Source organism: Desulfosediminicola sp. (assembly GCF_048381775.1).
Taxonomy (GTDB): Bacteria; Desulfobacterota; Desulfobulbia; order Desulfobulbales; family Desulfocapsaceae; genus Desulfopila; species Desulfopila ganghwensis.
On sequence record NZ_JBLXGE010000008.1, the window covers coordinates 122,421 to 148,427 of the forward strand.

The window sequence follows — 26,007 nt, forward strand, 5'->3', positions numbered from 1 at the left end:
GAGAGAGAGGCGACCGATAGTTTGTGTCGGTTGAGCCTGGTGTTGCATGGGCATTGAGTATGGGGAAACAATAAATTGTGGATGTCGATGAAAATATACTATATTAATCGACAGAAAGAGGGTGATATGGCAGTGGCAGTTGTTAAAGTCGCTTGCCTCGCGGCTTGGTAAACTCAGGTCTGCAAGCTCGATGAATGTAGGCATACTGAGATAACGTACTTCCTCTTTTTTTGAGAATAATCTTTGGGGAGAGAGCTATGGCCCGGTTTCTGAAAAGCAGAGACAAAGTGCTGGGGAAATCCCTGGACGATGTGGTGTTTATCGGCTCACAAAAGGTCGACAAACCGTTTATAAGTGTTGTCAGCTACTCCGCGCAGGAATTGACCGAGGCTGAATGCCATTCACCTCTCGATTGCGCAGCATACCTCGATTCAGACCATGTCACATGGATAAGCGTGTATGGCCTGCACGATACCTTCTTTATTCAGCAGTTTGCACGAGGGCTTAAACTCCACCCGCTGGTGCTTGAGGATGTTGTGAATACCGGTCAGCACCCCAAGATGGACGATTATGACGATACGATCTATCTGGTTCTCAAATCCCTCAGATTCAATCCGGAAACAGAGTCTGTATTAAGTGATCAGTACTCGATGATCATCGGTGCCAATGTTCTGGTAACCTTTCACGAACAGCCAATGGAGATGTTTAAGCAGATACGGGAACGGTTGCGAAAAGGCAAGGGGCGGACACGAAAGCGAGGGACTGATTACCTGGCGTATGTGCTGCTGGATACCATTGTCGATAACTATATTGTCACGATCGAAAACCTCGGCAGCCGAATTGAGGAGATCGATGATTCGATTTTCAAGGATTTCGACCAGGAAATAGTAAGCACCATTACCCGTTATAAGCGGGAAGTGAGTTATCTTCGCAAAACTATCAGGCCGGTGAAGGATCTTATTGGTCAGTTGATCAAGGTGGAATCCGATCTGATCGGCGAGGAGACCCTGCCGTTTTTAAAGGATCTGCACGGCCTGACAACCCAGGCCGTTGAAGTTCTGGAAACCTATCGGGAGATGCTCAGCGATAGCCTGAATACCTACAATACCATCGTCAGCAACAGACTTAATGAGATCATGAAGGTTCTGACCATTTTCGCGGCTATCTTTATCCCCTTAACCTTCATAGCGGGGATTTATGGTACAAATTTCGAATACCTGCCTGAACTTCGGTATAAATACAGTTATTTTGTATTCTGGGGAGTTCTGGTGGCAGTTGCTGCATTAATGCTGCGATTCTTCAAGAAGAAAGGGTGGTTGTAAAAGGCGGGAGTATCTCTTTTTACCCGCGGGGGGTCACCACTGGCATAGCCGCCACCATGGGAGGCGGTTCTGTCAGTGTCTTCGCTGTTCCAAATCTGCAAGCAAATCAAAAAACAATCACCGCTTTCAACGGGCATCAGACGAACCGGGGTAATTAGATAGGGGTGGAACCGGTTTTGATATGCACATCCCGTTGTGGGAATGGGATCTCAATACCGTTTTCCTTAAATGATTTATCAATCGCCATATGCAGCTCGCTCCTGACATGTATTTTCATGTCAATATCTTTCAGGTGACAGAGCAGATCGAAATTCAGGGAACTGTCCCCGAATGCCTGGAACCAGGCTTTGGGGACAGGAGTTGAACCATCGGTTATAACCTGTGGATGTTTGTGCGCGATTTGCAGCAATAGTTTTTGCACCAACTCCGTGTCACTGCCATATGCGACGCCGACCGAGACCCTGAGCCTGCCCCGGTGATCATCAAACATCATATTTGTTACCTGGTTGGAGATAAGCTCCGAGTTCGGCACAATGACATCAGATCTGTCAAAAGTCTGGACGATTGTCGAGCGTATACTGATTTTTTTCACATAACCTTCTGTAGAGCCTACCAGTATCCAGTCCCCTTTTTTTATAGGCTTTTCAAACATGAGGATCAGCCCTGAGATAAAATTGTTGACGATGTTTTGTAATCCAAAACCTATTCCAACCGATAGGGCACCCACTACCACGGTAAGACCGGTTAACTTCACACCGGCTACTCCCAGCATGAGCAGGATAAGTGCGCCATAGCAGATGTAGCCTGTGATTGTGAGAATGGTATCCCGTGAGCTTTCAGAAAAATCTCCCGATTTCAAAAGCCTGTTCTCTGTCCTTGCCTTGATGTAGTCAATTGAAGGCCAGAAAAGAAGCAGGATCAGGAGAGCAATTGTCACGCGCAGGGGGGAGATCTGTATACCGGTCAGCTGGAAGCCATGAACAAAAATTTCCCGGAGCCGCTCGCTGTCGACATTGGTGATTCCCCATTGGTGCAGGGTGAGTATGGCGGCTCCAATAATGACATATATTTTCAGACCGATACTCAAAACCGTGCTGGTTTGTGTTTTCGGTGTACTCCCTTTTTCTTCTCTGCCTTGGGAAGTACGAAAAAACACTCTCTGCCTGTTGAGGAACAGTATGAGAATATCGATTGAATCATATAAGATGAGCGAAAAGGCAAAAACGGCAAAAGTGGCACCCAGTATATACGCGATATGGATAACAAGATTCTTGAATCCAAGTACTTCCAGCACAAGGAGAATAAGAATAGCTGAATAGACCAGGTATTTTCCCTGCTGCCATATCCCGGGGAAAAGCTCTTTGCCAACTGCTTTGGTCTGTAATGATAAGGCGATCAACCAGAGGATGAAAATGCAGGATGATATCAGGTTGATGTTCGGAAGCTGCAGTTGACCGGCGGGATAGCTCGAAGAAAAGAGTGTCAGGAGTCCTGTGGCAACACCGAAGAACAATACGATGAGAGAGAACGAGCGATTGTCCGGGCCGCCGGTAACGGGAGTGTCCTGCTGTCGGAAACGGGCGTGTATGGCGTGAAACAGTGAATAGATGACAGAGGAGCAAAACACCAAGGTTATTGGCAGCGTCAGGTATGCATATACCAGAGAAGAAGGCTGAAAGCGGGAAAAGAGTATCACCGAGAGGCAAATGGCCAGATAGAGTACCCGGATAACGACACTATGCCGAACGTGAGCCTGGACGAGCAGACGCACCATGTTGTCCGGTTTACACTGCGTTGTTATAAAACTCCGTGCCTTCGGGATAAGTGCCGAAAGTAAAAAAAACGTTATGATTATGGCAGTATAAGCAAGTGAAAGATCCACCTTTTGTGGAACGATAGACGATCGCATTTCCGACTGAACAGCATCCGGAGTCATGCCGGAGGCCTGCAGCCAAAGAGGGTCATTACGGGTGTAGAGGTTTTGGCTCTGCTGCTCCCCGATATATTTGTCGAGTTGCTCGAGAGTTTTCTGGGTATTGAGCAGGGAAAAACGAAGTTGCGCCAGTTCGAGCTGCTTGTTCTGTTTGAGAGCCTCAACCTCGGGTAGTGAATTGGCTGATGACGTGGAACCGCCGCCATTTTCCCCACCAAGCCCACCCAGAACTGAGTTGAGTTGGTTGATTTCGGATTCGGCATATTCGATCTGGTTTTTCAGGTTCGATACATAACCCCGCAATTGCTGTTTCTTTGCCAAAGTCCATTCAAGTTGCGGACGGTTTGCAAGGATCTGGAGAATGGCCTGGATCTCATGGGTTCTTTCAATTTCCGCTTGCAGCGATGGGGCGATCGCGTTCTCAGCCCGGAGGTCGGATATGGTGAAGACAAGTGTGGATATGCTGCATAGAAAGAACAGAACGCTTAAGAACAGGTAGTTTTTAAAATTCCGGCTTGTTATGGATTTCATATTCCGCAGCTATTAAAGTTTGAACAGGAACTCGGCGATTGGGCCGACCACAGTATGGCAGAGCGAAGCCTGATTGTATATTTTTTTGTTCAGCTCATGATTGCTGCTATGCCGATAAGTTTTAGGTAGCCGATGTGAACAAAAATTCCTACAGATACTTCTCTGTGCGAGTTTTTCATTCTACTGGAATAGTCGATTTTACGAGAAGCGAGAAACGAGAAGCGAAGGGTAAGGCTGCCCGGACGGAATGAGGGTTCCGTCCGGGCGAAAGGAGATAGCGATTCTGCTGAGGTTACGGCTTGATTATTTCGCAATCACAGGCCGGGTCTGTGATGTCGAGCAGCAGAAACTTGACATCATAGCCATGATTTTTCAGCTCCTCGTAGGCAAGGTCGGCTCTGGCGCCGGTGGAGCAATGAATAAATACTCTCTTGTCCTTGGGGATTGAGGCGAGTTTTTTGGGTATTTCATCCAGGGGGATGTTCACGGTGTTTTTGAATATTCCGAACTCGGCTATTTCTTCTTCGGTCCGGGCATCGATCACGAAGGTGTCGGGCAGCTTGCCGTCAACCGCCTGCTTGAATTCGGCAACGGATACTTCACCTTTACCAAGTTTGCGCACCCAGCTGATCTCGTTGGAGAAGATAGGCCCGGATTCGACTTCACCGCCTGCATCCACCCAGCCCTCATAGTTGCCTTTGACCATAGAAACATGCTTGAAGCCCTCATCTTTGAGATCTTCATAGGCATCCATGGCACTCTCTTCGCTGTCGCTGTAAAGAACCACCGGTGCGTTGCGGGGGATATCATCGATGCGTGATTCAAGTTCTTCATACGGAACGGTTACAGCCCTGGGGATTCGTCCATCGGCCGGGCTGCCGTCTTCGCGCAGATCGAGCAGGACGATATTGCCTGTTTTTACGAACTCATTTGATGCATAGAGCGGATACCCTTCCTCAGACCAGGCAGGTTCACCATCAAGGAATACTCGAATATTGTTGTAACCAAGTTTTTTCGCCAGACCGGCGTTTGCTGTGGACATGCCTCAGGTGGGGCCTCCGCAATAGAAAACCAGCAGTTTATCCTTGTCATCAGGGAGCACTTCCGCTTTTTTCTCTTTCAGTTTGGCGACGGGAATTGAAATTGCTCCAGGTATGTGGGCCTGGTGATAACGGGAGAGTGGACGGGCATCAACCAGGGTGAGAGGCGTCGCACTTGCCAGCAGCTCATGGATTTCATCGACCTTTATTTCGGTGACACCCTCAGGGAGTTTGGCAAGTTTGGGCTTGATAAGGGTCGCGAATTTATCTTCTCCCCGCTGTTCCCAGGTGATGATGGCCGCTTCACCCTTTTTCGCGAACTCGATTCCTTTGGTCTGGTCATCGAATCGCACCATCATGGTTTTGGCAGCGTCCCCCTTGCCAACCTGGATGGAAATAGTCTTCGCTTTATTCGATTTACCAACCACCGGTCCCTTATAAACGTTCTGGGCCTGCTGTTGGGCTGCAGCAGGTTGCTTGGCACTGTCCGCAAAACTATTTGTCGGGCTAAGCCCAGACGAAACAAGTGCCAGTACGAATGCAGCTGCAACGAGCTTTGTGCTGATTGAGCTTCTCATTACTGTTCCTCCGAAAGGTTAATGTGCTGTTTATGCTGCCTTGTTTGGTGGAAATCAATAGCTATAAAAGAATATAGTTAATTGATTAAGTAATGCAATGGGATAATGCCATAAAAAATCGGAATTTCGAAGGACTACCACGTTTGGATAAGGGAAATTATGGTCAGGAGAAGAGGAACGTTTCAAAAACACCTTGTTGGTGCAGGATGTTTAAGCCAATTCCCCAAAGTACGGCACCACCAAGGATCTCAGCCAGAACACTTAATTTTTTAAAAGAAGCAACCTTTTTGCCAAGGTGCATGCCGGTTATGGTAAAAGCTGCAGCCACAATGCCGATGATGATTGCAGGGGTAACGATGTCTATCTGCAGCATGGACATGCTGAAGCCGACCGCTAGAGCGTCAATACTTGTTGCCACCGAAAGCATGACCATGGTTAGTCCACGGGTGGAATCTTTTTTTTCTGCTTCGGTGTCTTTTTCGAAGTCGAATGCTTCGCGAAGCATATTGGTGCCCACTGCGGCAAGAAGACCGAAAGCTATCCAATGGGCCCAACTTTCCACAAAGTTGTGGATGGCGCTGCCGAGGGCCCAGCCGATAATCGGCATCATGGCCTGAAAGAGGCCAAAATGCCAGGAGAGTCGAAAAGTCTGTCTGGCGCTGATTGTTTTCAGACTGATACCGACAGCAATAGCCACCGCGAAGGCGTCCATGGCCAGGGCGATGGCTATTCCCAAAATACTTATTAATGACATGATATAAAATCTAAATTTTGCCCGGGCGTTATCTCAGGCTGTTATTAATTTTTTCTAATGCATCATTGCCGGGGCAGAGATCTTCCCTGGTGAGGCTGTTGAGCGGACGCGGGGTTGTCTCGATTATGTCATGGGTGTCCTTGCTCGCCGGATTGACATAAATGACTCCGGTAAGCACCCGACCACGTTCTTTTGCTTCTTCGAGCTTGTCTACAGAGCGGCGCTGGTCAGTAACATCGAACTCCTGTTCGAGCTTTTCAAGAAGCAGGGTAGAGCCGTCATGCATCACCACTGTCTGGGTGGCGCCCTCATCGTAACGGGTCAGGATTTCCCTCTGGAGCGGGATGAAATCAAAAGTACCTGTTGCCTCACTATGCTCACGAACATACTGATAGCTTTTGGTGGAGCGGTCAGTATTGTTGAATGTAACACAAGGGGAGATCACGTCAAGAAATGCCAGGCCATTGTGGCTGATGGCCGCTTTAATCAGCGGTACAAGCTGTTGCTTGTCGCCGGAGAAGCTACGGGCGACAAAACTTGCGCCAAGCTGGATGGCAATTTCACACAGGTCTATTGATTCAAAGGGATTCGGTTTGCCTTTTTTTCCGGCGCTGCCCTTATCTGCGGTGGCTGAATCCTGGCCTTTGGTGAGACCGTAACAACCGTTGTTCATGCAGATATAGTTCATGTTCAGGTTACGCCTGAGGGCGTGGGCGAATTGACCCATGCCGATGGAGGCGGTGTCGCCGTCACCGGAAACACCTATATACAGCAAATCCCGGTTGGCCATATTGGCTCCGGTGGCAATGGAGGGCATGCGGCCGTGGACTGAGTTGAAGCCGTGTGACTTGCCAAGAAAATAGGCCGGAGTCTTTGAAGAACATCCTATACCGGAAAGCTTCGCCACCCTGTGCGGCTCTATGGCCATCTCGAAACAGGCCTGCACAATAGCGCTGGAAATAGAGTCATGACCGCAGCCTGCACAGAGAGTGGAAATCGCACCTTCATAGTCCCGCCGGTGATACCCTTTGCTGTTTTTCTGTTGCTCAGGGTGGCGAAAGGTCGGTCGGGTATAGCTCATACATTACCTCCGGTGGCGAGATGGGGAGAACTGTCTGTGCCGGTTCTGCCAGCCAGTTGTGCTTTCAGGCTTTCGGTTATAAAATCGGCAGTGATCGGCTTGCCGTCAAAGTTGAGAATAGAGACGAGCTTGTCCGGATGAAAGCCATATTCGGCGATGAGTAAAGTTCGCATCTGGGCGTCGCGGTTTTGTTCGATGACGAAAACAATTTCATGCTGGTCAATAAAATCCACAGCAGGCTGAGGGCAGGGGAATGATCGAAGGCGCATGGTGTCGATGATGATCCTCTCTTCTGCCAGCCTGTCTATTGCCTCGTAGGCGGAATGGGTGGTGGTGCCGAAAAAAAGTGCACCGAGAGGGTTCCCCGCCGGGGCAGACGTGCTCCGAAACTTGATATGGGGCTCGGGCATCATGGTTTTTGCTGTCTGCCACTTTTTATCGAGCCTCAACATGGCGCGCTGATAGGCACCACTGTCTTCGGTATATGCCGCATACTCATCGTGGGAGGAGCCCCTGGTGAAGTATGATCCCCTGGTGGGGTGGGCGCCGGGGATGGTCCGATAGCAGATGCCGTCCCCATCAACGTCGAGGTAGCGTCCCCATCTCTCTCTGTTTCGTTCAAACTCATCCAGCTCTTCACCTGTTAAGGTTTTGCCACGGTCATACTCCCGGTTGTCATCCCAGACAAAAGGCCTGCTGATATGGTCGTTCATGCCCAGATCAAGATCACTCATGACAAGTACCGGAGTCTGCAGTCGCTCGGCAAGATCGAAAGCATCGGCGGTAAGTTCAAAACACTCCGCCGGGTCGCAGGGAATGAGCAGCACGTTCTTGGTATCGCCATGAGAGGCGTAGGCGGTGGCGATAAAATCAGACTGCTGGGTTCTGGTCGGCATGCCGGTGCTCGGCCCTGTTCTCTGTACGTTCACTACCACTGCAGGTACCTCGGCAAAATAGGCCAGGCCGAGAAATTCAGCCATGAGTGATATGCCGGGGCCGGATGTGGCGGTGAAGGCCCGTGATCCGTTCCATGAGGCGCCGATAACCATGCCAAGAGCTGAGAGTTCATCTTCGGCCTGGAGAATGGCAACCTTTTTGCTGCCGTCCTCTTCGAGCCGGTGAATGTTGGAGAATCGCTCAAACGCTTCTATCACGGAGGTGGATGGGGTAATGGGATACCAACCGGCAACGGTGGCTCCGCCATAGAGTGCGCCGAGGGCGGCGGCGCTGTTGCCGTCTACCAGAATTGAGTCCTGCAGGATGTTTTCCCTGCGGGAAAGAGATAGTCGGCAGCTCTCGTTAAAATGCTTTTTCGCATAATCCCTGCCGATTTCAAGTGCCTGGATATTGGGCTCAGCCAGTTTCGGTTTCTTCCTGAACTGCTGGCCGATGGCGTCGGTGAGAACGGTGAATTCAATATCGAGCAGGTGGGAGAGGGCACCTACATAGACAATGTTCTTCAGGAGTTGGCGCAGTTTTGGGTTGGTAAAGGCATCGTTAGTAAGCTGCGTGAGCGGAATGCCGATCTCGACGATGTCGTCTCTGTCGCACTCATCGAACAGCGGTCTGGTTGAATCATAGAAAAAGTATCCACCGGGCAGCAACTCGTTATAGTCCTGAACCAGAGTCTGGCCGTTGGTGGCCACCATCATATCGACACCGCCGCGTCTGCCAAGGTTCCCCTTGTCGTTGACCCGCACTTCATACCAGGTAGGTAATCCCTGGATATTAGATGGGAAAATGTTTTTGGGGCTGACCGGAATGCCCATCCTGAAGATTGCCTTGGCAAACAGGTTGTTGGCGCTTGCCGAACCGGAGCCGTTGACATTGGCGAAGCGGATTACGAAGTCATTAGTACTTTGTATTGGTTCCATAGATGTGAGATCTCTTTTATTCCGCCATTGGGGCCTGATAGACAAATTTAATCATCTCCCAGGATGATGTTGGGCAGCGTTCAGCACACAGGCCGCAGTGCAGGCAGACATTTTCGTCCTTGACCATCACCCGCCCGGTGGGCAGCTCAGAAGATACGTAAAGATCAGTTGTGCGGTTATTGGCCGGCACCAGCAGCCGCTGACGAAGATCATCTTCATCACCGTTTTCAATGAAGTTGATGCAGGTGACCGGGCATATATCGACACAGGCGTCGCATTCGATACAGGTCTCGGCTTCAAAGACAGTCTGCACATCACAGTTGAGGCAGCGTTTGGCTTCCCTTTGGCCAAGATCATAGTCATAACCAAGTTCAACTTCGATCAGCCGGTCCTGTATCGATTTGACTTTCTCCACCATCGGAACGACCTGGCGCTGGTCATCGGTGACGTGGCTTTCATAGAGCCAGTCATGGATACCCATCTTCTGGCCGACAAGGTTCACCTTGGGATGGGGACGGTCGAGCAGATTTGCTCCCTGACAGAAGAGATGAATGGATATCGCAGCCTCATGGCCGTGGGCCACAGCGGTGATGACATTTTGTGGGCCGAATGCTGCGTCGCCACCAAAGAACACTTGGGGCAGGGTGGATTGCATAGTGTGTTTATTGAGCACCGGCAATCCCCTTTTGTCGAAGTCGATACCGATATCGCGCTCTATAAATGGAAAGGCGTTCTGCTGACCAACAGCGAGGATCACCTCATCGCACCCGATGAAAACCGGCTCTTTGCCAATGGAGACCAGGCTTCTTTTACCGACTTCATCATATACTGGTTCAACCCGGTCGAAACGCATGCCGATTAATTTGCCATCTTCAACAACAAACTCCAGAGGTGAATGGTTCTCGATGATTTCCACATCTTCATGCTCGGCGTCTTCGACCTCCCATGGAGATGCCTTCATCTCATTCTTGGGGCTGCGGACAATGACTTTTACATCAGTGCCGCCGAGACGTCTGGCGGTACGACAACAGTCCATTGCTGTATTGCCACCGCCCAGTACCAGTACTTTGGGGCCTGCACTGGTAACATGGCGATAGAGCACAGAGGCAAGCCATTCGATGCCGAGGTGAATGGACTGATCTCCCTCGGCGCGGCCGGGCAGGTCGGGCAGGTCACGGCCGCGGGGGGCACCGGTGCCAATAAAGATGGCGTCATAATCTTTATCGAGAATCTCCTGGAGGTTGTCGATATATTGGTTGAAGAAGGTGTTCACTCCATAATCGAGGATGTAGTTGATTTCCTCATCAAGCACCTGCTCCGGCAATCTGAATGATGGCACCTGGGTGCGGATAAATCCCCCGGCTTTTGCCTGATCATCATAGAGATCGATGGTATAGCCCAGCAGGATAAGGTCACGGGCTACGGTGAGCGAGGCGGGGCCTGCACCAATCAAGGCAATTTTTTTGCCGTTTTTTTCTTCAGGGACTTTCGGAAGTCTATCGATAATTGCTCTTTTGTTATCGGCACAGACCCGTTTCAAACGGCAGATAGCCACGGGTTCCCCGTCCAACCTGCCGCGACGGCAGGCCGGTTCGCATGGACGATCGCAGACCCGGCCAAGAATTCCGGGGAATACGTTTGAGACCCAGTTCACCATATAGGCGTCTTCATAACGCTCGAAATCGATCAGCCGGATATATTCGGCACAGGCGGTATGGGCCGGACAGGCGTACTGGCAATCTATGACTTTATGAAAATACTCAGGATCTTGTAGATTTGTAGGCTTCACAATTGTTCCTCTGATATTTTGTGAGCGGTTCGGCATAGTAGGGGTGTGAATAATCCACCCATATCTATCCTATTATATTTGTTCGATGAGATCTAAAGAAAAGATAAGGTGTTGGAAGAGAACGGTTATTTTTATCATTTAGAGGTGGGATGTGGTGAGGGGAGGGGGGACGGCAGGCGCACTCAGGTGGCCTGCCGTTGTGAGTAATAGGAAAAGAGGAGTGTTTATTATTCGCCGGGGAGCTGGCGAACCGCGCCCTTGTCGGCCGAGGATGCGAGCATTGCATAGGCTCTCAAAGCCTTGGAGACAATGCGGTCACGCTTGCCCGGGCTAAACCCTGCGTCACCCTTGGCCTCTTCTTTGGCGCGGCGCTCAGCCAGAACATCGTCGGAGACATCCACATTGATTGTGCGGTTGGGGATGTCGATCTCGATGGTGTCGCCATCTTCAATCAGGGCGATGGTGCCACCTGCAGCGGCTTCCGGGCTGACATGACCGATGGAGAGGCCGGAGGTGCCGCCGGAGAAACGGCCGTCGGTGATCAGGGCACACTCAGCTCCGAGGTGAACCGATTTCAGGTAGGAGGTCGGGTAGAGCATCTCCTGCATGCCCGGCCCGCCCTTGGGGCCTTCATAGCGAATGATGACAGCATCACCAGCCTTGATCCGACCGTCGAGAATTGCCTCGCAGGATTCGTCCTGGGACGCGAAAACCCTTGCAGTGCCTGTGAATTTGAGGATTGACTCATCAACGCCTGCCGTTTTGACGATGCAGCCGTTTTCAGCCATGTTGCCGAACAGCACGGCGAGTCCGCCATCCTTGCTGTGACAATTTTCAAGGTCTCTGATACAGCCGGCTGAACGATCGGTATCCGCTTCCTGGTACATGGTGGATTGGGACCCCATGACCAGATTCAGGCCAATCTGGGCCGGGGCAGCCTTGTACAGCTCTTTGGCTTCGTCGCTTACGGTTTCGCGCATCAGGTCGTGACTGTCGAGAATTGCTGACAGGCTCGGGCTGTCTATCCGGCTGACGCTGGTGTCGATGAGACCTGCCCGGTCGAGTTCACCAAGGATGGACATGATACCGCCCGCTCTGTGCACGTCCTCGATGTGATAGGAAGAAGACGGTGCAACCTTGGAAAGTACTGGTACTTTTCTGGAAAGTTTGTCTATGTCCTGCATGGTGAAGTCGACACCGGCCTCGTTGGCAATGGCCAGGAGGTGCAGGACAGTGTTGGTGGAACCACCCATGGCGATATCAAGGGCCATGGAATTCATAAAGGCGGCCTTGGAGGCGATTGAGCGTGGCAGCACAGATGCATCCTCGCGGTCGTACCAGGCATATGCCATCTCAACAATACGGTGTGCTGCCCTGGTAAAGAGGGTTTTACGTTTGGCGTGGGTGGCAACCACGGTGCCGTTGCCCGGCAGGGCCAGCCCCAGCGCTTCGTTGAGGCAGTTCATGGAGTTGGCGGTAAACATACCGGAGCAGGAACCGCAGGTAGGGCAGGCGCTGCGCTCCACCCGCTCGACATCGGCATCGCTTACGGTCTGGTCGGCAGCCATTACCATGGCATCCACCAGATCGTAGCGTTTGTCGCCGTCCACACCGGCTTCCATTGGTCCGCCGGAAACGAAGATGGCAGGGATGTTCAGACGCATGGCGGCCATCAGCATACCCGGGGTGATCTTGTCGCAGTTGCTGATGCAGACCAGGGCATCCACGGTGTGGGCGTTGCTCATGTACTCGACACTGTCGGCAATAAGATCGCGTGAGGGCAGGGAGTAGAGCATGCCGTCGTGGCCCATGGCAATACCGTCATCAATGGCAATGGTATTGAATTCGGCAGCAAAACAACCCTGATCCGCTATGATTTTTTTCATCTGCTGGCCAATCTCGTGCAGATGCACATGGCCCGGAACGAATTGGGTAAATGAATTGACGATGCCAATGATCGGTTTGCCGAAATGTTCTTCTTTCATGCCGTTGGCACGCCAGAGGCTTCTGGCACCTGCCATTCTACGGCCATGGGTTGTCGTCGCACTACGCAGTGGAATTGCCATTGGTTACACCTTCATTGTCCTGAGAAAGAAGCTGAAGTAGACCGCTTCGTTGGATAGTATTGGAAAAAATTGTTGAAATTCTTGTTACTTTGGACACAATATACTATGAAAATAGGGGCCATTGCACATTTTTTCAGGAGACAGTTATGAAAAAGACAGAAATCGATTATTGGATTACAGCGATGCTGGAATCCCACCCCAATGTCTCCGACTTGAACGTCACAGTCGGAAAAACATTGCAGGTTGAATCTGCCGGTAAACTGGTGCCTGTATCCGTGCAGCCCCCGGTAACAGAGTTAACTCCATTCCAGACGGAAACATTCGCCCTGAACCTGATCGGCAACAACCGTCGTTTGTTGCGGGATTTGCTGGAAAACGGTTCTTGCGATATGTCCTATTCCCTGGGGGATAGGGCTCGCTTCAGGGTGAACATCTTCACACAGAAGGGCTACTATACAACAATTCTTCGTAAATTGGAAACCCGGGTACCATCGATCGAGTCGATGCAGTTTCCGGATGCCTTCGGCAAAATGGCAGCAGAGTTAAACGGGCTGGTGCTCTTTACAGGTGCCACCGGTTCCGGTAAGACAACCTCGCTGGCCGCCCTGCTCGATCGAATCAACAATACCCGGCCTGTACATGTAGTTACTCTCGAAGACCCGATAGAATATGTGCATAGGCAGCGCAACGCCACCTTCAACCAGCGTGAACTCGGAAACGATTTCAGTACCTTCGCGACAGGAATGCGGGCGGCGCTTCGTCAGGCGCCGAAGGTTATCCTGGTTGGTGAGATGCGAGACAGGGACACCATGGAGATCGGCCTCACCGCAGCAGAGACAGGCCATCTGGTGTTCTCCACCCTGCATACCATCGATGCGGGTCAGACAATCAACCGTATCCTTGGTATGTTTGAACAGGAGGAGCAGCCACAGATTCGTCATCGACTGGTTGATACCATCCGCTGGGTTGTTGGTCAGCGTCTTCTTCCCAAGGTTGGTGGTGGCCGGGTTGCGGCCATGGAAATCCTCCGGACCAGCCTCCGTATAAAAGACCTGATTTTAAATGGCGCGTCAGAAGAGAAGACTTTTTACAACATTATCAAAGAAGGTGCCACGCTCGATATGCGTACTTTCGACCAGGATATCCTGCAGTTGTACAGCCGTGGCCTGATTACCGAAGAAACAGCCCTGACCTACTGCTCGCAGCGCAATGAGGTTACCCGCGGTCTCGACCGTCTGAAGGCGGAACGGGGTGAATCCACTTCTACCCTGGGTGGCTTGAAAATGGAAGAAGAGGAAGAAGAGCAAGGATTCTTCCGTTGATACTTTTCGGGACTGCTGTCTGCATTTTAAGATAATGTGAGAACTGAAATTCCTTGTAAAACAGATCGTGAGAGGGTGTCATGAATGTGAGCTGTCCCCATTGTGGAACACAACTGAAATTTAGCGATAAATTCCGGGCCAGCCTGGAAAAGCTGAAGCCGGAGCAGAAAGCACGTATCAAGTGCTCTCAGTGCGAGAAACCTTTCTCCATTGACCGATCCATCCTGGGAGCCCCAGCCGCGTCAAAGCAGGTAAGGCGAGGGCAACCCGCTTCAGGTGGCAATGTAAAACCACCTGTACCGCCGGATGTGTCTTGGCTGCAGGATGGTGTGTTTGAGGAACAGGAGGTGGTTGAGGAGATTCCGCTGGCTCTCATCCTGATTCCCGAAGATGCGGGTCGGGATGTTGTCGTGAAGTCTGTGGAGGGGCTGGGATACCGGGCAGAAATCGTTACATCGGTTGACTTGGCCATGGAAAAGATGCAATTTGTTAACTACTCGAGTGTTCTTTTGCACACCGAGTTTGAGCCGCAGGGCTTACACGGCGGAACTTTCCATAAGTTCATGGCCAGGATGAGCATGCCCAAGAGGCGGTATATCTTTTATGCCCTGATTGGCAAGGATTTGAATACCCTGTACGATCTTGAAGCGCTTGCCTACTCAGCGAATATTGTCGTGAATGAACGGGATATTGAACATTTCGGTGTTATTCTCAGGAAAACCATACCGGAATATGAGATGCTGTTTGGGCCGATCATGGAAGAGACACGACTGGTTGGGCATTAAGGAGAGTTGACCAATCCAGGGGAATGCTGTAAAGACCATGCTGGTTGCAACCTGCCTGAATTATCGTTGTAATCGAAAAAAAATGGCTGCACTGCAGGAGAGCCTGTCACTACGTTGGCAGGAATCTCAGGCAGTAGTGGCGGGCTTAAAGAAACCGCCGGTGTTAAAGCCGCAATACACTAATTGACTCTGTTGCCGACTTTCCAGACGCTTATAAACAGAACTGAAGAGTTCTGATTTGCCCAACATCAGCTGTCTGCTCGAAAATACGCGCCAAGTCCATCACACTCAGATGACCTATTGAGTGGCTGACCCGAATCTCAGCAATTCCTATCGGGCGTGAGACAAATTTTATGCTAAGAGAATTTATGGCCCGTACCGGGCAGCGGTTACAGAAACTCGCCCGTGGCGGCTTTCTGGGCAGAAAAAAACAGAAGAAGGCTGAGGCTGCGACCGGCAAAAAGGAGACTCAGATATCAGTATCGCCGGATGCGGCTGCCACTCCGGTAGTGACAAACAGGGTTGAAAAAAACAATCCAGGCGGGCAGCCTGCTGGTTCCAAAAATGTTTCAGCCGAAGCGCAGAAACGACCGGCCAGAAAGCCAAAGCCGCGCTGGACACTCGATGAATTTGAAGTGCCCCCCGCGGAAGGTCTGTCACGCTTCCATGATTTCAAGCTGCCGTTATCGGTGATGCACGGCATTGCCGACCAGAAGTTCGAGTACTGCACACCTATTCAGGCTAAGGCGCTGCCGAATGTGTTGGAAGGTAAGGACCTGATTGGTAAAGCCAACACCGGCACAGGCAAGAGTGCGGTATTCCTGATTGCGGTGTTCAGCCGCCTGCTGAAAGACAACAATCGTAAAAAGAAAAAAGGCACCCCGAGAGCGCTGGTCATTGCCCCGACCCGTGAGTTGGTGGTGCAGATCACCAAAGACGGCAGGAAACTCGGTCAATATACCGGTCTTCGTATCCATGCGGTTTACGGCGGTACCAATTATGCAGCCCAGATGGACACCCTGCGCGACAAGACGGTCGATGTCGTCGTTGCAACTCCGGGGCGTCTGCTCGATTTTGCCAACAAGAATGTCATCTCTCTTAAAGAGTGCAATATAATGGTGATCGATGAGGCGGACCGTATGCTGGATATGGGATTTATTCCCGATGTGCGCCGCATCATAGGTCGGATCCCCGCCAGGGAGGAGCGACAGACGCTGCTGTTTTCAGCGACTGTTTCCGATGATGTGCGCCGCCTTGCCTACCAGTGGTGCGTCAAGCCCGAGTATGTTGAGGCAGAGCAGGACCAGGTGAGCGTTGACAGCATCAGTCAGCGGGTTTACCTGTCGACCACCGAAGAGAAGTACATCATTCTGTATAATCTCATCAAGCAGAGGCCGGATGATCGTATCATGGTTTTTGCTAATATGAAGAGCCAGGTGCGTAAACTGAGCGAGAGATTGCAGCGTGACGGTGTTGACTGTGTGGTGCTTTCCGGGGATGTTCCGCAGAATAAGCGCGAGAGCAGGTTGGAACGTTTCCGCGCCGGTAAAAGTAAAGTGCTGGTGGCCACAGATGTAGCAGGCAGGGGAATTCATATTGAAGGAATCAGTTACGTCGTGAATTTCACTCTGCCTTACGAACCTGAGGATTACGTACACCGCATTGGACGCACCGGCCGTGCCGGAGCTGAAGGGGTGGCCGTCAGTTTCGCATGTGAGGAGGGCGCATTTGTCCTGCCGGAAATTGAAGAGTATATCGAGCGGAGCCTCGAGTGCCAGGTGCCCCCGGAGGAGCTTCTGGTCCCTGTTCCTGCGAGGTCTGCGAAAAGCAACGAAAGCAAAACTGGTAGCAAAACTGGTGGCAAAACTGGTAGCAGGAATGGTAGTCCTGGCGGACAAAGGCGCAGGCGGCCACAGAAAAAGAGGCCGCAGCATTCCGTTAAGCCGTCAGCACAATAAGTATATTATAGAGAGCAGGTTTGCAGTTTATGTTGGAATTACCAGGAGAAAAGAAAAAATCCCCACTGCCGAAAGTGTTATTTGTCCTCATGGTGGCAATACTGGTGGGGACTGTATGGTACTTTGCCGGTAGCGACGAGGCAACTGAAGAAGCAGTTGAGGAAGGTCAGCAGTTTTTTGTGCCCAGTGAGCCGGAATTTCTCTCTCTATTGCCAGCAGAGGCGTATGAGCTGATCCAGGAACGAAAGGCGGTAATTGTTGATGTCCGTTCCGAGGCTGAGCGAGCAGAGGTGAGTATTCCAGGGTCGATCTCGGTACCGCTTACCAAGTTGGCGGCCGGGGAGTTTGACCTGCCCAAAGAGCAGGCCCTGTTACTGGTGTGTTCTGTAGGGGGCCGCAGTTATGGTGCAGGACTTTATCTGATGCAGCAGGGATACCTGCAAGTGTACAACCTGCGGGGTGGTATCAATGCCTGGTCGAGGGAGGGGCTCCCCCTGGTGACAAACATCGCTGACGGTGAGCCTGAAGTCGCTGAAAAAGAGCAACCTTCAGATAAATAGGTCGATTCGTTCAGGTGTCAGTTTGTGCATTGGGCCCTTGCGAATTCGATACCAGGTATTATCAGTTATGCAATGCCTTGAGAACAAAGATGTGAAATTGCGTGCGTACTGCGAACTCGCTCTAAGAGATCCTGGTTGGGAAAAATAAAAAAAATGTTCCAGATTTTCTTAATCTTCTGAAACGCATAGCACATCTTCGCCGGAAATCGATCTTTTCCACTATTCACAGGCATTGCCGATATTTCGTATACTAAAATATCGCCTATTCGGGACTACCGGAAAAAGCACCGGGCAGGCCATTTTTTTTTCCGCCCTGCAAGGAAGTGCTTGTGGTAAGGTAGATTTGTTGGTATAAAGTAGGGTTCAGGGTTAGAAGAGGTTGCCTTGCCCGAGGCGACTTAACTCATTAACGTGGCGATGAAAACGTCCCACACAACCACCTTAAACGCGTAGCCTTTTTTGGTCTACTGCAACGAGCAAATCCAAATGACAGAAGAATTGAAACAAGCAAACCAGGACAGTGGCGAAGAGTTAAGCTTTGCAGAACTCTTTGAGATGGAAGAAAACAGCACAGTTGTTGCTGTTGGTGATGTTGCCATTGGTACCATCATTGGTACCGAGGATGACTACTTTCTTGTCGACGTGGGTGACAAGGCAGAGAGCTACATCGCTAAGTCTGAGTTCCGCCTGGAAGAAGATCAGGAAGTAACCGTAGGCGACACCTTCGAGGTGTTTGTCGAGCGTCGTAAAGATGAAGGCGGTCTCCTGCTCTCCCGTGAAAAGGCTATTGCTATTAAGGTTTGGGAAGACATCGCCAAGATCCAGGAAGATGACGGAACCATCGAAGGTAAGATCGAGAGCCGTGTTAAGGGCGGTATGTCGGTTGATATCGGCGTTCCAGCCTTCCTGCCATACTCTCAGATTGATCTCCGTCCGGTCAAAGATCTGGATGCACTGATTGGAGAGTCTTACGAGTTTAAGATCCTCAAGTTTAACAAGAAGAGAAACAACGTTGTTATTTCTCGTCGTGCGATCCTTGAAGAAGAGCGTAACAAATTGCGTGAAGAGATGCGTTCCAAGCTCGAGGAAGGCCAGATCATTTCCGGTGCGATCACCAATATCACCGATTACGGTCTGTTCATCGACATGGGCGGTATGGACGGTCTCTGTCACATCACCGACCTTTCCTGGGGCCGCGTTTCCCACCCAGCCAAGATGTACAAGGTTGGTCAGGAAGTTGAGGTTAAAGTACTCAAGTACGATAAAGATAACGATCGTGTATCCCTCGGTATCAAGCAGCTTCGCGAAGATCCGTGGGCTACCGTTGTGGACCGCTATCCGCTTCAGGAGAAAACCACCGGTAAAGTTGTATCCATTACCGATTACGGTGTCTTCGTCGAGCTGGAAGAAGGCGTTGAGGGTCTGATCCACGTTTCCGAGATGACCTGGTCCAAGAAGCCGCGTCACCCATCCAAGATGGTTTCTGTTGGCGACGAGGTAGAGGTAATGGTACTCAACATCGAGCCTGAGACCAAGCGTATCTCCCTCGGCATGAAGCAGCTCCAGCCGAACCCATGGGATCTGGTAACCGAGAACTACCCGGTTGGTTCCATCATCGAAGGCAAGATCAAGAACATCACCGACTTTGGTGTGTTCATCGGCATCGAGGAAGGCATCGACGGTCTTATCCACGTTTCCGACCTTTCCTGGACCGAGCGCATCAAGCATCCTTCCGAGAAGTATGCCAAGGGCGAGACCATTCAGGCAGTTGTTCTGAAGATCGATCGCGAGAACGAGAGATTCTCCCTCGGTGTTAAGCAACTGGTTCCTGATCCGTGGCAGGCAGCCTACAACAACTACCCATCCGGTACTGTTGTAGAAGGTGAGATCACCAACGTGACCGACTTCGGCGTATTCGTAAAACTCGAAGAAGGAATCGAGGGCCTGGTTCACGTATCCGAGCTGAGCAAGGATAAAGTAAAGACTCCGGTAGGTATGTATCAGGTTGGCGACACCCTGAAAGCTATCGTAATCAATGTTTCCTCCAAGGATCGTAAAATCGGTCTGTCCGTTAAGACCCTCGAGGGTGACGGAGAGAAAGCAGCAACTGAGTCTTATAGCAACAAAGCCGAGACTACCGGTGGCGATGCTGCACCGTCAACCTTCGGTGATCTTCTGAAGGCAGCTGCAGAGAGCGGTGGTACTGGAACTGAAGAAGAATAATCGTTCCGGTACGTTATATATCTCTTGTTGTACCAAGGTTGTTTTGCCGGGAACATTCCGGCAAAACAGCCTTTTTTTATACGCAATCAAAACCGGTACCTCCCATGGGGTGGTGACGGCTTACCATTGAAGATGGAAAGATGTTAAAAAAAGATATAGTCAATAAAGTGAGTGATCAGCTCACCATGCAGAAGCAGGACGTGGGCGTAGCTGTTGATATAATTCTCGAAACCATGGCTGAGGCGCTGCAGGACGAGCGTCGTATCGAGCTACGTGGTTATGGCAGCTTCTCTGTACGCCAGCGCAAGCCGCGCTGCACAAAGAACCCGCGCACCGGAAAGATGATGGACATTCCGGAGCGCAATACCCTGCATTTCACGATGAGCAAATCTCTCAAGGAAGCGCTCATCGAAGAAAAGGAGTAACGTCTCCTTTTCCTTCACGGAGGACCTCCGGAACTTCACCGGTCAGATCGATGACTGATGAGGGATCGGTATAGACAAGTCCTCCGTCTATCACCAGGTCGACCCTGTTGCCCAGCAGCAGGTCAATGTCATACGGGTCTGATAGTGGGGATTTTTCCCCGTCCGGCAGACTCGTATTGACGATGGGATTGCCGAGAGCCTGGATAAGCATTTGGCTTATCTGGTTGTCCGGAACACGTATACCTACAGTTTTCTGCTTGGTCACCATTACTTTTGGTACCACTTTCGTCCCGGGCAGAACAAACGTATACGGTCCAGGCAGACGTTTCTTCAGCAGTCTGTAGGCGGTATTCGACACATGGGCATAATTGCTGATATGTGTCAGGTCTGAACACATGAATGAGAATGGTTTTTGTTTCGGACGCTGTTTTATCTGCGCGACGCGTTTAATCGCTTTCTGATTAAAAATGTCGCAACCGATACCGTAGCCGGTGTCGGTGGGATAGCATACCACGGCACCGCTCTTAAGCTGTTCAACGACCCGGTTTATAAGCCTGGGTTGTGGGTTAAACGGGTTGATTTCAAGTAGCATATCAAATGTTCCTTTACTGGGTGCAGGAGTCTATACCCTGGTCACCCCCGGTCGCATGCCGGAGTATCTCCGGTGCAGTACACGAAAATTTACATGTTCTCTGCATAATGACTTATTATTACTCAGCAGAATGTTTTACCATTATATTCTAAAACACTGGGCAAAAAAAAGTCAGAGACGCAGGGAATGACGGGAAATTGTATCTTCCCGCAGAGCCTGAATACGTTTATGTTCTTTTTTTTATGTCACAAATCCTGACAAGGAGGGGCTATGTTACCAGATAATATTGAAACAGCACTCACATTCGATGATTTACTTCTTGTACCGTCTGCATCAGAGGTCCTTCCTAATGAAGTGTCGCTTGCGACACAACTCACAGATTCAATTAAATTGAATACACCGCTGGTCAGTTCCGCTATGGATACTGTAACCGAGCACCGTACTGCCATTGCAATGGCGCGGGAGGGTGGCATTGGTATCATCCATAAAAACATGAGCATCGAACAGCAGGTGCTTGAAGTCGAGCGGGTGAAAAAATCAGAGTCCGGCATGATCATCGATCCGATCACCGTCAATAAGAACCAGTCAGTACAGGAAGTTCAGGAGATCATGTCAATGTACAAGATTTCCGGTCTGCCTGTTCTGCACGAAGGCAAGTTGGTGGGAATCGTCACCAACCGCGACCTCCGCTTCGTCTCCGATGGCGACCTGAGAGTCTCTGATGTTATGACCAGCAAAAACCTGGTTACAGCCAAAGCCGGTATCACTCTTGAACATTCCAAGGCCTTGCTCCATGAGCATCGCATTGAAAAGCTGCTGGTTGTTGACGACGCAGGTGCCTTGAAAGGCCTGATCACCATCAAGGATCTGGAGAAGATCAAGAAATATCCGAACGCAGCCAAAGACAGCTACGGCAGACTTCTTGCCGGCGCGGCGCTTGGTGTGGGCGATAATATCGAGGCCCACGCAGAGGCCTTGATGAAGGTCGGTATCGATGTTGTGGTAATCGATTCAGCCCACGGTCACTCCAAAGGTGTCATTCGCGCTGTTGAGCGGGTACGCGGTACGTTCCCGAATCTCTCTATCATTGCCGGTAACGTTGCTACTGAAGAGGCCACTGCGGATTTGATCAAGGCTGGTGTAAACGCGGTAAAAGTAGGTGTTGGTCCTGGCTCCATCTGTACTACCCGCATCGTGGCCGGTATCGGTGTGCCGCAGATGACGGCTATCAGAAACTGTGTAAAAGCGGGCAGCAAACACGGCATTCCGATTATTGCCGATGGTGGCATCAAGCATTCAGGTGAGTTGGCCAAGGCTATTGGTGCCGGTGCAAGCAGCATTATGATCGGCTCCCTCTTTGCCGGTACCGATGAGACCCCGGGTGAAACCTTCCTCTATCAGGGCAGAACCTACAAAGGATATCGCGGTATGGGCTCTCTGGGCGCAATGAGTCAGGGCTCTTCCGACAGGTACTTCCAGTCTGAAGTAAGTTCCACTTCAAAGCTGGTTCCTGAAGGTATTGAAGGTAAAGTGCCGTATCGTGGCCCGATCATCTCGGTTATTTATCAGCTTCTCGGCGGTCTCCGTTCCGGCATGGGCTATGTCGGTGCAGCGACCATTAATGACCTGCAAACCAAAGCGAAATTTGTTCGTATCTCACCGGCTGGTCTGCGCGAGTCCCATGTTCATGATGTAATTATCACCAAGGAAGCGCCTAACTACCGCACCGCATAATACCGGGGGGACGGCTTTTCCCGTCCTCCGGCAAAATTGTATCTGACTAAAGAGCATATTATGGATATCCACAGCGAAAAAATACTCATTCTGGACTTCGGTTCACAAACCACTCAGCTCATCGCCAGGCGGATCAGGGAGCAGAAGGTATACAGTGAGATTCACCCTTTCAATATCTCCATCGACAAAATACGTGAGCTGAAACCCACCGGTATTGTTCTGTCTGGTGGACCGTGCTCCGTATACGACGAAGACGCTCCGCACTGCGATTCCGAGGTGTTTGAGCTTGGTGTACCGATACTCGGTATCTGCTACGGGGCCCAGCTGATGGTTCAGCAGAATGGCGGTAAGGTCGAAAAGGCTGAAAAACGTGAGTTCGGTAAGGCCGATCTGCACGTAAGCTTTACAGAGGGGCTTTTCGCTGGTCTTGAGACCGGTGATTTCCCACATCAGGTCTGGATGAGCCATGGTGACCGCATCGAAGTGCTGCCTGAGGTTTTCGAAGTAACAGCTACCAGCGAGCATTCGCCCTATGCGGCAATCAGGCACACCCAGAAACCTTTCGTGGCAGTCCAGTTCCACCCTGAGGTGGCGCACACCCTGATCGGTAACGACGTACTGCGGAACTTTATCTTCGGTATCTGTGGTTGCTCCCCAAACTGGACCATGCACTCTTTCATCGAGGCCAATGTGGAGGCCATTCGCGAGAAGGTCGGTGATGGCCATGTCATCTGCGCTCTCTCCGGTGGTGTTGACTCTTCCGTTGTAGCGGCAATTATCCACAAGGCCATCGGTGATCAGCTGACCTGTATTTACGTCAATAACGGTCTGATGCGTACCGGTGAGTCTGAGTCCATCCTCAGATTTTTCAGGGAGAAGACCAAACTCAACGTAATCCAGATTGATGCCACCGAGTTCTTCCTCAGCGAGCTGGATGGGGTACTCGATCCGGAGATCAAGCGTAAGCGCATCGGTCTCGGTTTTATAAAGATTTTCGAAGAAGAGGCCCATAAGATTGGTGAGGTAGAGTATCTCGCCCAGGGGACTCTCTACCCTGATGTAATTGAGTCCGTTTCCTTCCGTGGTGAGGCTCCGATCAAGTCCCATCATAATGTTGGCGGCCTGCCGGATATCATGAAGCTTGACCTGATCGAACCACTCCGCGAACTGTTCAAGGACGAGGTTCGTGAACTCGGGTTAGAGCTTGGTCTGCCGGAAGAGGCGATTTATCGTCAGCCGTTCCCGGGGCCGGGCCTCGGCATCAGGATTATGGGTGAAGTAACCGGTGAGCGCCTGGACATTCTGCGTCAGGCTGATGTAATTGTGCTTGAGGAGATGCGCAAAGCTGGGCTGTACCGCAAGGTATGGCAGTCTTTTGCGGTACTGCTGCCGATTCAGACTGTCGGCGTTATGGGTGACGGTCGCACCTACGAGAACGTTGTTGCAATACGTGCCGTGGATTCCCGCGATGCCATGACCGCGGATTGGTCCAGATTACCGTACGATGTGCTGGGAGTAATTTCAAGCCGCATCATTAACGAGGTGCGCGGTGTGAACAGGGTATGTTACGATATCTCTTCGAAGCCTCCCGCCACTATCGAGTGGGAGTAATCAACACATCATTATCGTTGGGAAATAAAGAATGCTAAAAACAGGTATCTATGTCGATGCCGAGAATATCCGGCTCTGCGGCGGATACGGCATGCGCTACGATGTGCTTGTCGATCTCGCCCAGGCTGGTAATTCCGAATTGCTCAGGGCAAATTCCTACCTGGCTGAAGATGGTGAAAGAACTAAAGACGATCCTGAGTATCGTCAAAAGCTCTATCGCTATCATGATGTCATCAGGCAATGTGGATTCAAGGTCATCAAAAAATTCGTGAAGCACTTTGTGGATGATGAGGGCATTATCACCACCAAGGCCAATGCGGATATGGACCTCGCAATCGATGCTCTGTTGCAGGCAAGAAACCTCGACCGAATTATCCTGCTCACTGGTGATAGTGACTTCATCCGCCTGGTACTGGCCCTGCAGAATATGGGCTGTCGGGTGGAGGTGATAGGTTTCAAGTATGTCAGTCATGAGCTGAAAGAGGCCGCGGATTCATTTCTGTCTGGTTTTCTGGTGCCGGGGTTGCTGCCGATTCTAAACGGTGGGGCGGAAGAACGTCAGCGCGGTTTTCCCATGAACTATAATCCGGATCGTGGTTTTGGTTTCATGCGTTTTTACACCCTCACCGAAGAGGGTCTGATACCTGAGTCTGTATTTTTTCATTGTTCAAAAGCACCTGAGGTCAATGATAATCTCTTTATGGATTCTTCCAATATCTTCGAGTTTACAGTTGTGACCAATACTGATAACGGGGGCAGAACCGAAGCCTGGGATATTCGTCTTGCGGAAAGCTAAACAGCTTTTCTTTCCACAGATGTGGAGCAGTAAGCCAAAAGATAGAGCAAGCTGACAATTCAATTAGTCGTAAAGCAATTCATTGTATCTTGACGTTCCACCCCATTGCCGTGACCGGTTTTGGGGTGGCCCGTAACTAAAGGAGGATAGTATGGCTTTTGACTGGAGTTCGATTGATTTGGTTGCACTTGAGAAGCTCGCATTGAGCTGGGGAGGAAGAATCCTCTCTGCACTGGTGGTGCTGCTCATTGGTATGTGGCTGGCCAGAAAATTTGCCAACACTTTTGCCAGAGTTCTTGAAAGCCGGAAAATAGATATCACCCTCACCAAGTTTCTCAGCACCATCCTTTATTACATCATTCTGGTAGCGGTCATCATCGCTGCAGCTGCTCAAGTCGGTATAAATACCGCATCATTTCTGACCGTTGTCGGTGCCGCCTCCCTGGCAGTCGGTCTCGCCCTGAAAGATTCCCTGGGTAACTTCGCCTCCGGGGTAATGCTTATTCTCTTTCGACCATTCAGGGTGGGAGACTATGTAACAGTTGGCGGCGAGAGTGGAACTGTTGAAGAAATTCATATATTTAACACCATCCTGAATACTCCGGACAACCAGAAAAAGATTATCCCCAATTCTCTGGTGAGCAGTAATACCATCACCAACGTTACCGCCAATTCAACCCGCCGAATAGATCTGCTGGTGGGAATCGGCTATGATGATGATATTAAGAAAGCCAAGGAAACTTTAGAGTCAATCCTGGCAGAAACTTCCGGTGTGTTGCCGGAACCGGAGCCGGTGGTGGCTGTTGCTGATCTTGGTGAATCATCTGTGGACCTCGTGGTGCGGCCATGGGTGAAGACAGATGAGTATTGGCGGGTTCGCTTCGAGATAACCGAAAAAATCAAACAGAGGTTTGATGAGCAGAACATCAGTATTCCCTATCCACAGAGGGATGTGCACATGCACGGGGTTGCGGAGGCCTGAGTAAAAAAATCGGTTGGTGTGCTGTACTGATTGTCGTAAAGGAGTTCGTTG

Annotated in this window: 20 protein-coding genes; 11 read left to right on the top strand and 9 right to left on the bottom strand. The window is 50.8% G+C overall.

The genetic code is table 11. From position 1 onward, the window contains the following. Nucleotides 1-257 precede the first annotated feature (257 nt). A complete protein-coding gene (corA, locus tag ACN5NT_RS14385; protein ID WP_419175880.1) occupies nt 258-1,322 on the top strand; it encodes a magnesium/cobalt transporter CorA in 1,065 nt (354 codons plus the stop codon). A gap of 154 nt (nt 1,323-1,476) precedes the next feature. Here the strand turns inward: corA and ACN5NT_RS14390 are convergent, their stop codons facing one another. From ACN5NT_RS14390 to ilvD, 8 genes are all read right to left on the bottom strand, one after another. Next, complete coding sequence (locus ACN5NT_RS14390) at nt 1,477-3,786, bottom strand: mechanosensitive ion channel family protein (RefSeq protein WP_419175881.1); 2,310 nt, start codon at nt 3,784-3,786, stop codon at nt 1,477-1,479. A gap of 292 nt (nt 3,787-4,078) precedes the next feature. Then, on the bottom strand, nt 4,079-4,828 hold the full coding sequence (locus ACN5NT_RS14395; protein WP_136797439.1) for a rhodanese-like domain-containing protein: 750 nt from the start codon (nt 4,826-4,828) through the stop codon (nt 4,079-4,081). Between the two features lie 3 nt (nt 4,829-4,831). After that, entirely contained in the window at nt 4,832-5,404 is a 573-nt protein-coding gene (locus ACN5NT_RS14400) for a rhodanese-like domain-containing protein (protein WP_136797438.1), read from the bottom strand. A gap of 163 nt (nt 5,405-5,567) precedes the next feature. Further along, nucleotides 5,568-6,158, bottom strand: a complete 591-nt coding sequence (locus ACN5NT_RS14405) for a manganese efflux pump MntP family protein (protein WP_419175882.1) — start codon at nt 6,156-6,158, stop codon at nt 5,568-5,570. Nucleotides 6,159-6,186: 28 nt separating this feature from the next. Further along, nucleotides 6,187-7,239 carry a 2-oxoacid:ferredoxin oxidoreductase subunit beta gene (locus tag ACN5NT_RS14410; protein WP_136797435.1) on the bottom strand — a complete coding sequence of 351 codons (1,053 nt, stop codon included), beginning with the start codon at nt 7,237-7,239 and terminating at the stop codon, nt 6,187-6,189. Continuing rightward, nucleotides 7,236-9,113, bottom strand: coding sequence for a 2-oxoacid:acceptor oxidoreductase subunit alpha (locus ACN5NT_RS14415; protein ID WP_419175883.1), 1,878 nt, complete (start codon nt 9,111-9,113; stop codon nt 7,236-7,238). The genes ACN5NT_RS14410 and ACN5NT_RS14415 overlap by 4 nt, the downstream gene beginning before the upstream one ends. A 16-nt stretch (nt 9,114-9,129) precedes the next feature. After that, a complete protein-coding gene (locus ACN5NT_RS14420; protein WP_419175884.1) occupies nt 9,130-10,902 on the bottom strand; it encodes an FAD-dependent oxidoreductase in 1,773 nt (590 codons plus the stop codon). Between the two features lie 227 nt (nt 10,903-11,129). Further along, nucleotides 11,130-12,968, bottom strand: a complete 1,839-nt coding sequence (ilvD, locus tag ACN5NT_RS14425; RefSeq protein WP_419175885.1) for a dihydroxy-acid dehydratase — start codon at nt 12,966-12,968, stop codon at nt 11,130-11,132. 146 nt (nt 12,969-13,114) lie between these two features. Here ilvD and ACN5NT_RS14430 point away from each other — a divergent pair, with 146 nt between their 5' ends. From ACN5NT_RS14430 to ACN5NT_RS14455, 6 genes are all read left to right on the top strand, one after another. Further along, nucleotides 13,115-14,290: a type IV pilus twitching motility protein PilT gene (locus ACN5NT_RS14430; RefSeq protein WP_419175886.1), complete on the top strand. Its 1,176-nt coding sequence runs from the start codon at nt 13,115-13,117 to the stop codon at nt 14,288-14,290. Between the two features lie 80 nt (nt 14,291-14,370). Beyond that, nucleotides 14,371-15,075 carry a hypothetical protein gene (locus ACN5NT_RS14435; protein ID WP_419175887.1) on the top strand — a complete coding sequence of 235 codons (705 nt, stop codon included), beginning with the start codon at nt 14,371-14,373 and terminating at the stop codon, nt 15,073-15,075. A gap of 353 nt (nt 15,076-15,428) precedes the next feature. Further along, the gene (locus tag ACN5NT_RS14440) at nt 15,429-17,033 is read left to right on the top strand and encodes a DEAD/DEAH box helicase (RefSeq protein WP_419175888.1); all 1,605 of its coding nucleotides are present in this window, start codon (nt 15,429-15,431) and stop codon (nt 17,031-17,033) included. Between the two features lie 29 nt (nt 17,034-17,062). Then, nucleotides 17,063-17,593 carry a rhodanese-like domain-containing protein gene (locus tag ACN5NT_RS14445; protein ID WP_419175889.1) on the top strand — a complete coding sequence of 177 codons (531 nt, stop codon included), beginning with the start codon at nt 17,063-17,065 and terminating at the stop codon, nt 17,591-17,593. Between the two features lie 486 nt (nt 17,594-18,079). Next, nucleotides 18,080-19,816, top strand: a complete 1,737-nt coding sequence (locus ACN5NT_RS14450; protein ID WP_136797423.1) for a 30S ribosomal protein S1 — start codon at nt 18,080-18,082, stop codon at nt 19,814-19,816. Between the two features lie 140 nt (nt 19,817-19,956). After that, complete coding sequence (locus tag ACN5NT_RS14455; protein ID WP_136797421.1) at nt 19,957-20,241, top strand: HU family DNA-binding protein; 285 nt, start codon at nt 19,957-19,959, stop codon at nt 20,239-20,241. Here the strand turns inward: ACN5NT_RS14455 and ACN5NT_RS14460 are convergent. Then, the gene (locus ACN5NT_RS14460) at nt 20,222-20,833 is read right to left on the bottom strand and encodes an L-threonylcarbamoyladenylate synthase (RefSeq protein ID WP_136797419.1); all 612 of its coding nucleotides are present in this window, start codon (nt 20,831-20,833) and stop codon (nt 20,222-20,224) included. The genes ACN5NT_RS14455 and ACN5NT_RS14460 overlap by 20 nt on opposite strands. 270 nt (nt 20,834-21,103) lie before the next feature. Between ACN5NT_RS14460 and guaB the strand changes: the two genes are divergently transcribed. From guaB to ACN5NT_RS14480, 4 genes are all read left to right on the top strand, one after another. Beyond that, complete coding sequence (gene guaB / locus ACN5NT_RS14465) at nt 21,104-22,567, top strand: IMP dehydrogenase (RefSeq protein WP_136797418.1); 1,464 nt, start codon at nt 21,104-21,106, stop codon at nt 22,565-22,567. 60 nt (nt 22,568-22,627) lie between these two features. Further along, the gene (gene guaA / locus ACN5NT_RS14470) at nt 22,628-24,178 is read left to right on the top strand and encodes a glutamine-hydrolyzing GMP synthase (RefSeq protein WP_419175890.1); all 1,551 of its coding nucleotides are present in this window, start codon (nt 22,628-22,630) and stop codon (nt 24,176-24,178) included. A 31-nt stretch (nt 24,179-24,209) separates the two neighbouring features. Next, entirely contained in the window at nt 24,210-24,974 is a 765-nt protein-coding gene (locus ACN5NT_RS14475) for an NYN domain-containing protein (protein ID WP_136797414.1), read from the top strand. Between the two features lie 151 nt (nt 24,975-25,125). Next, complete coding sequence (locus tag ACN5NT_RS14480) at nt 25,126-25,956, top strand: mechanosensitive ion channel family protein (RefSeq protein ID WP_136797412.1); 831 nt, start codon at nt 25,126-25,128, stop codon at nt 25,954-25,956. Nucleotides 25,957-26,007: the final 51 nt, after the last annotated feature.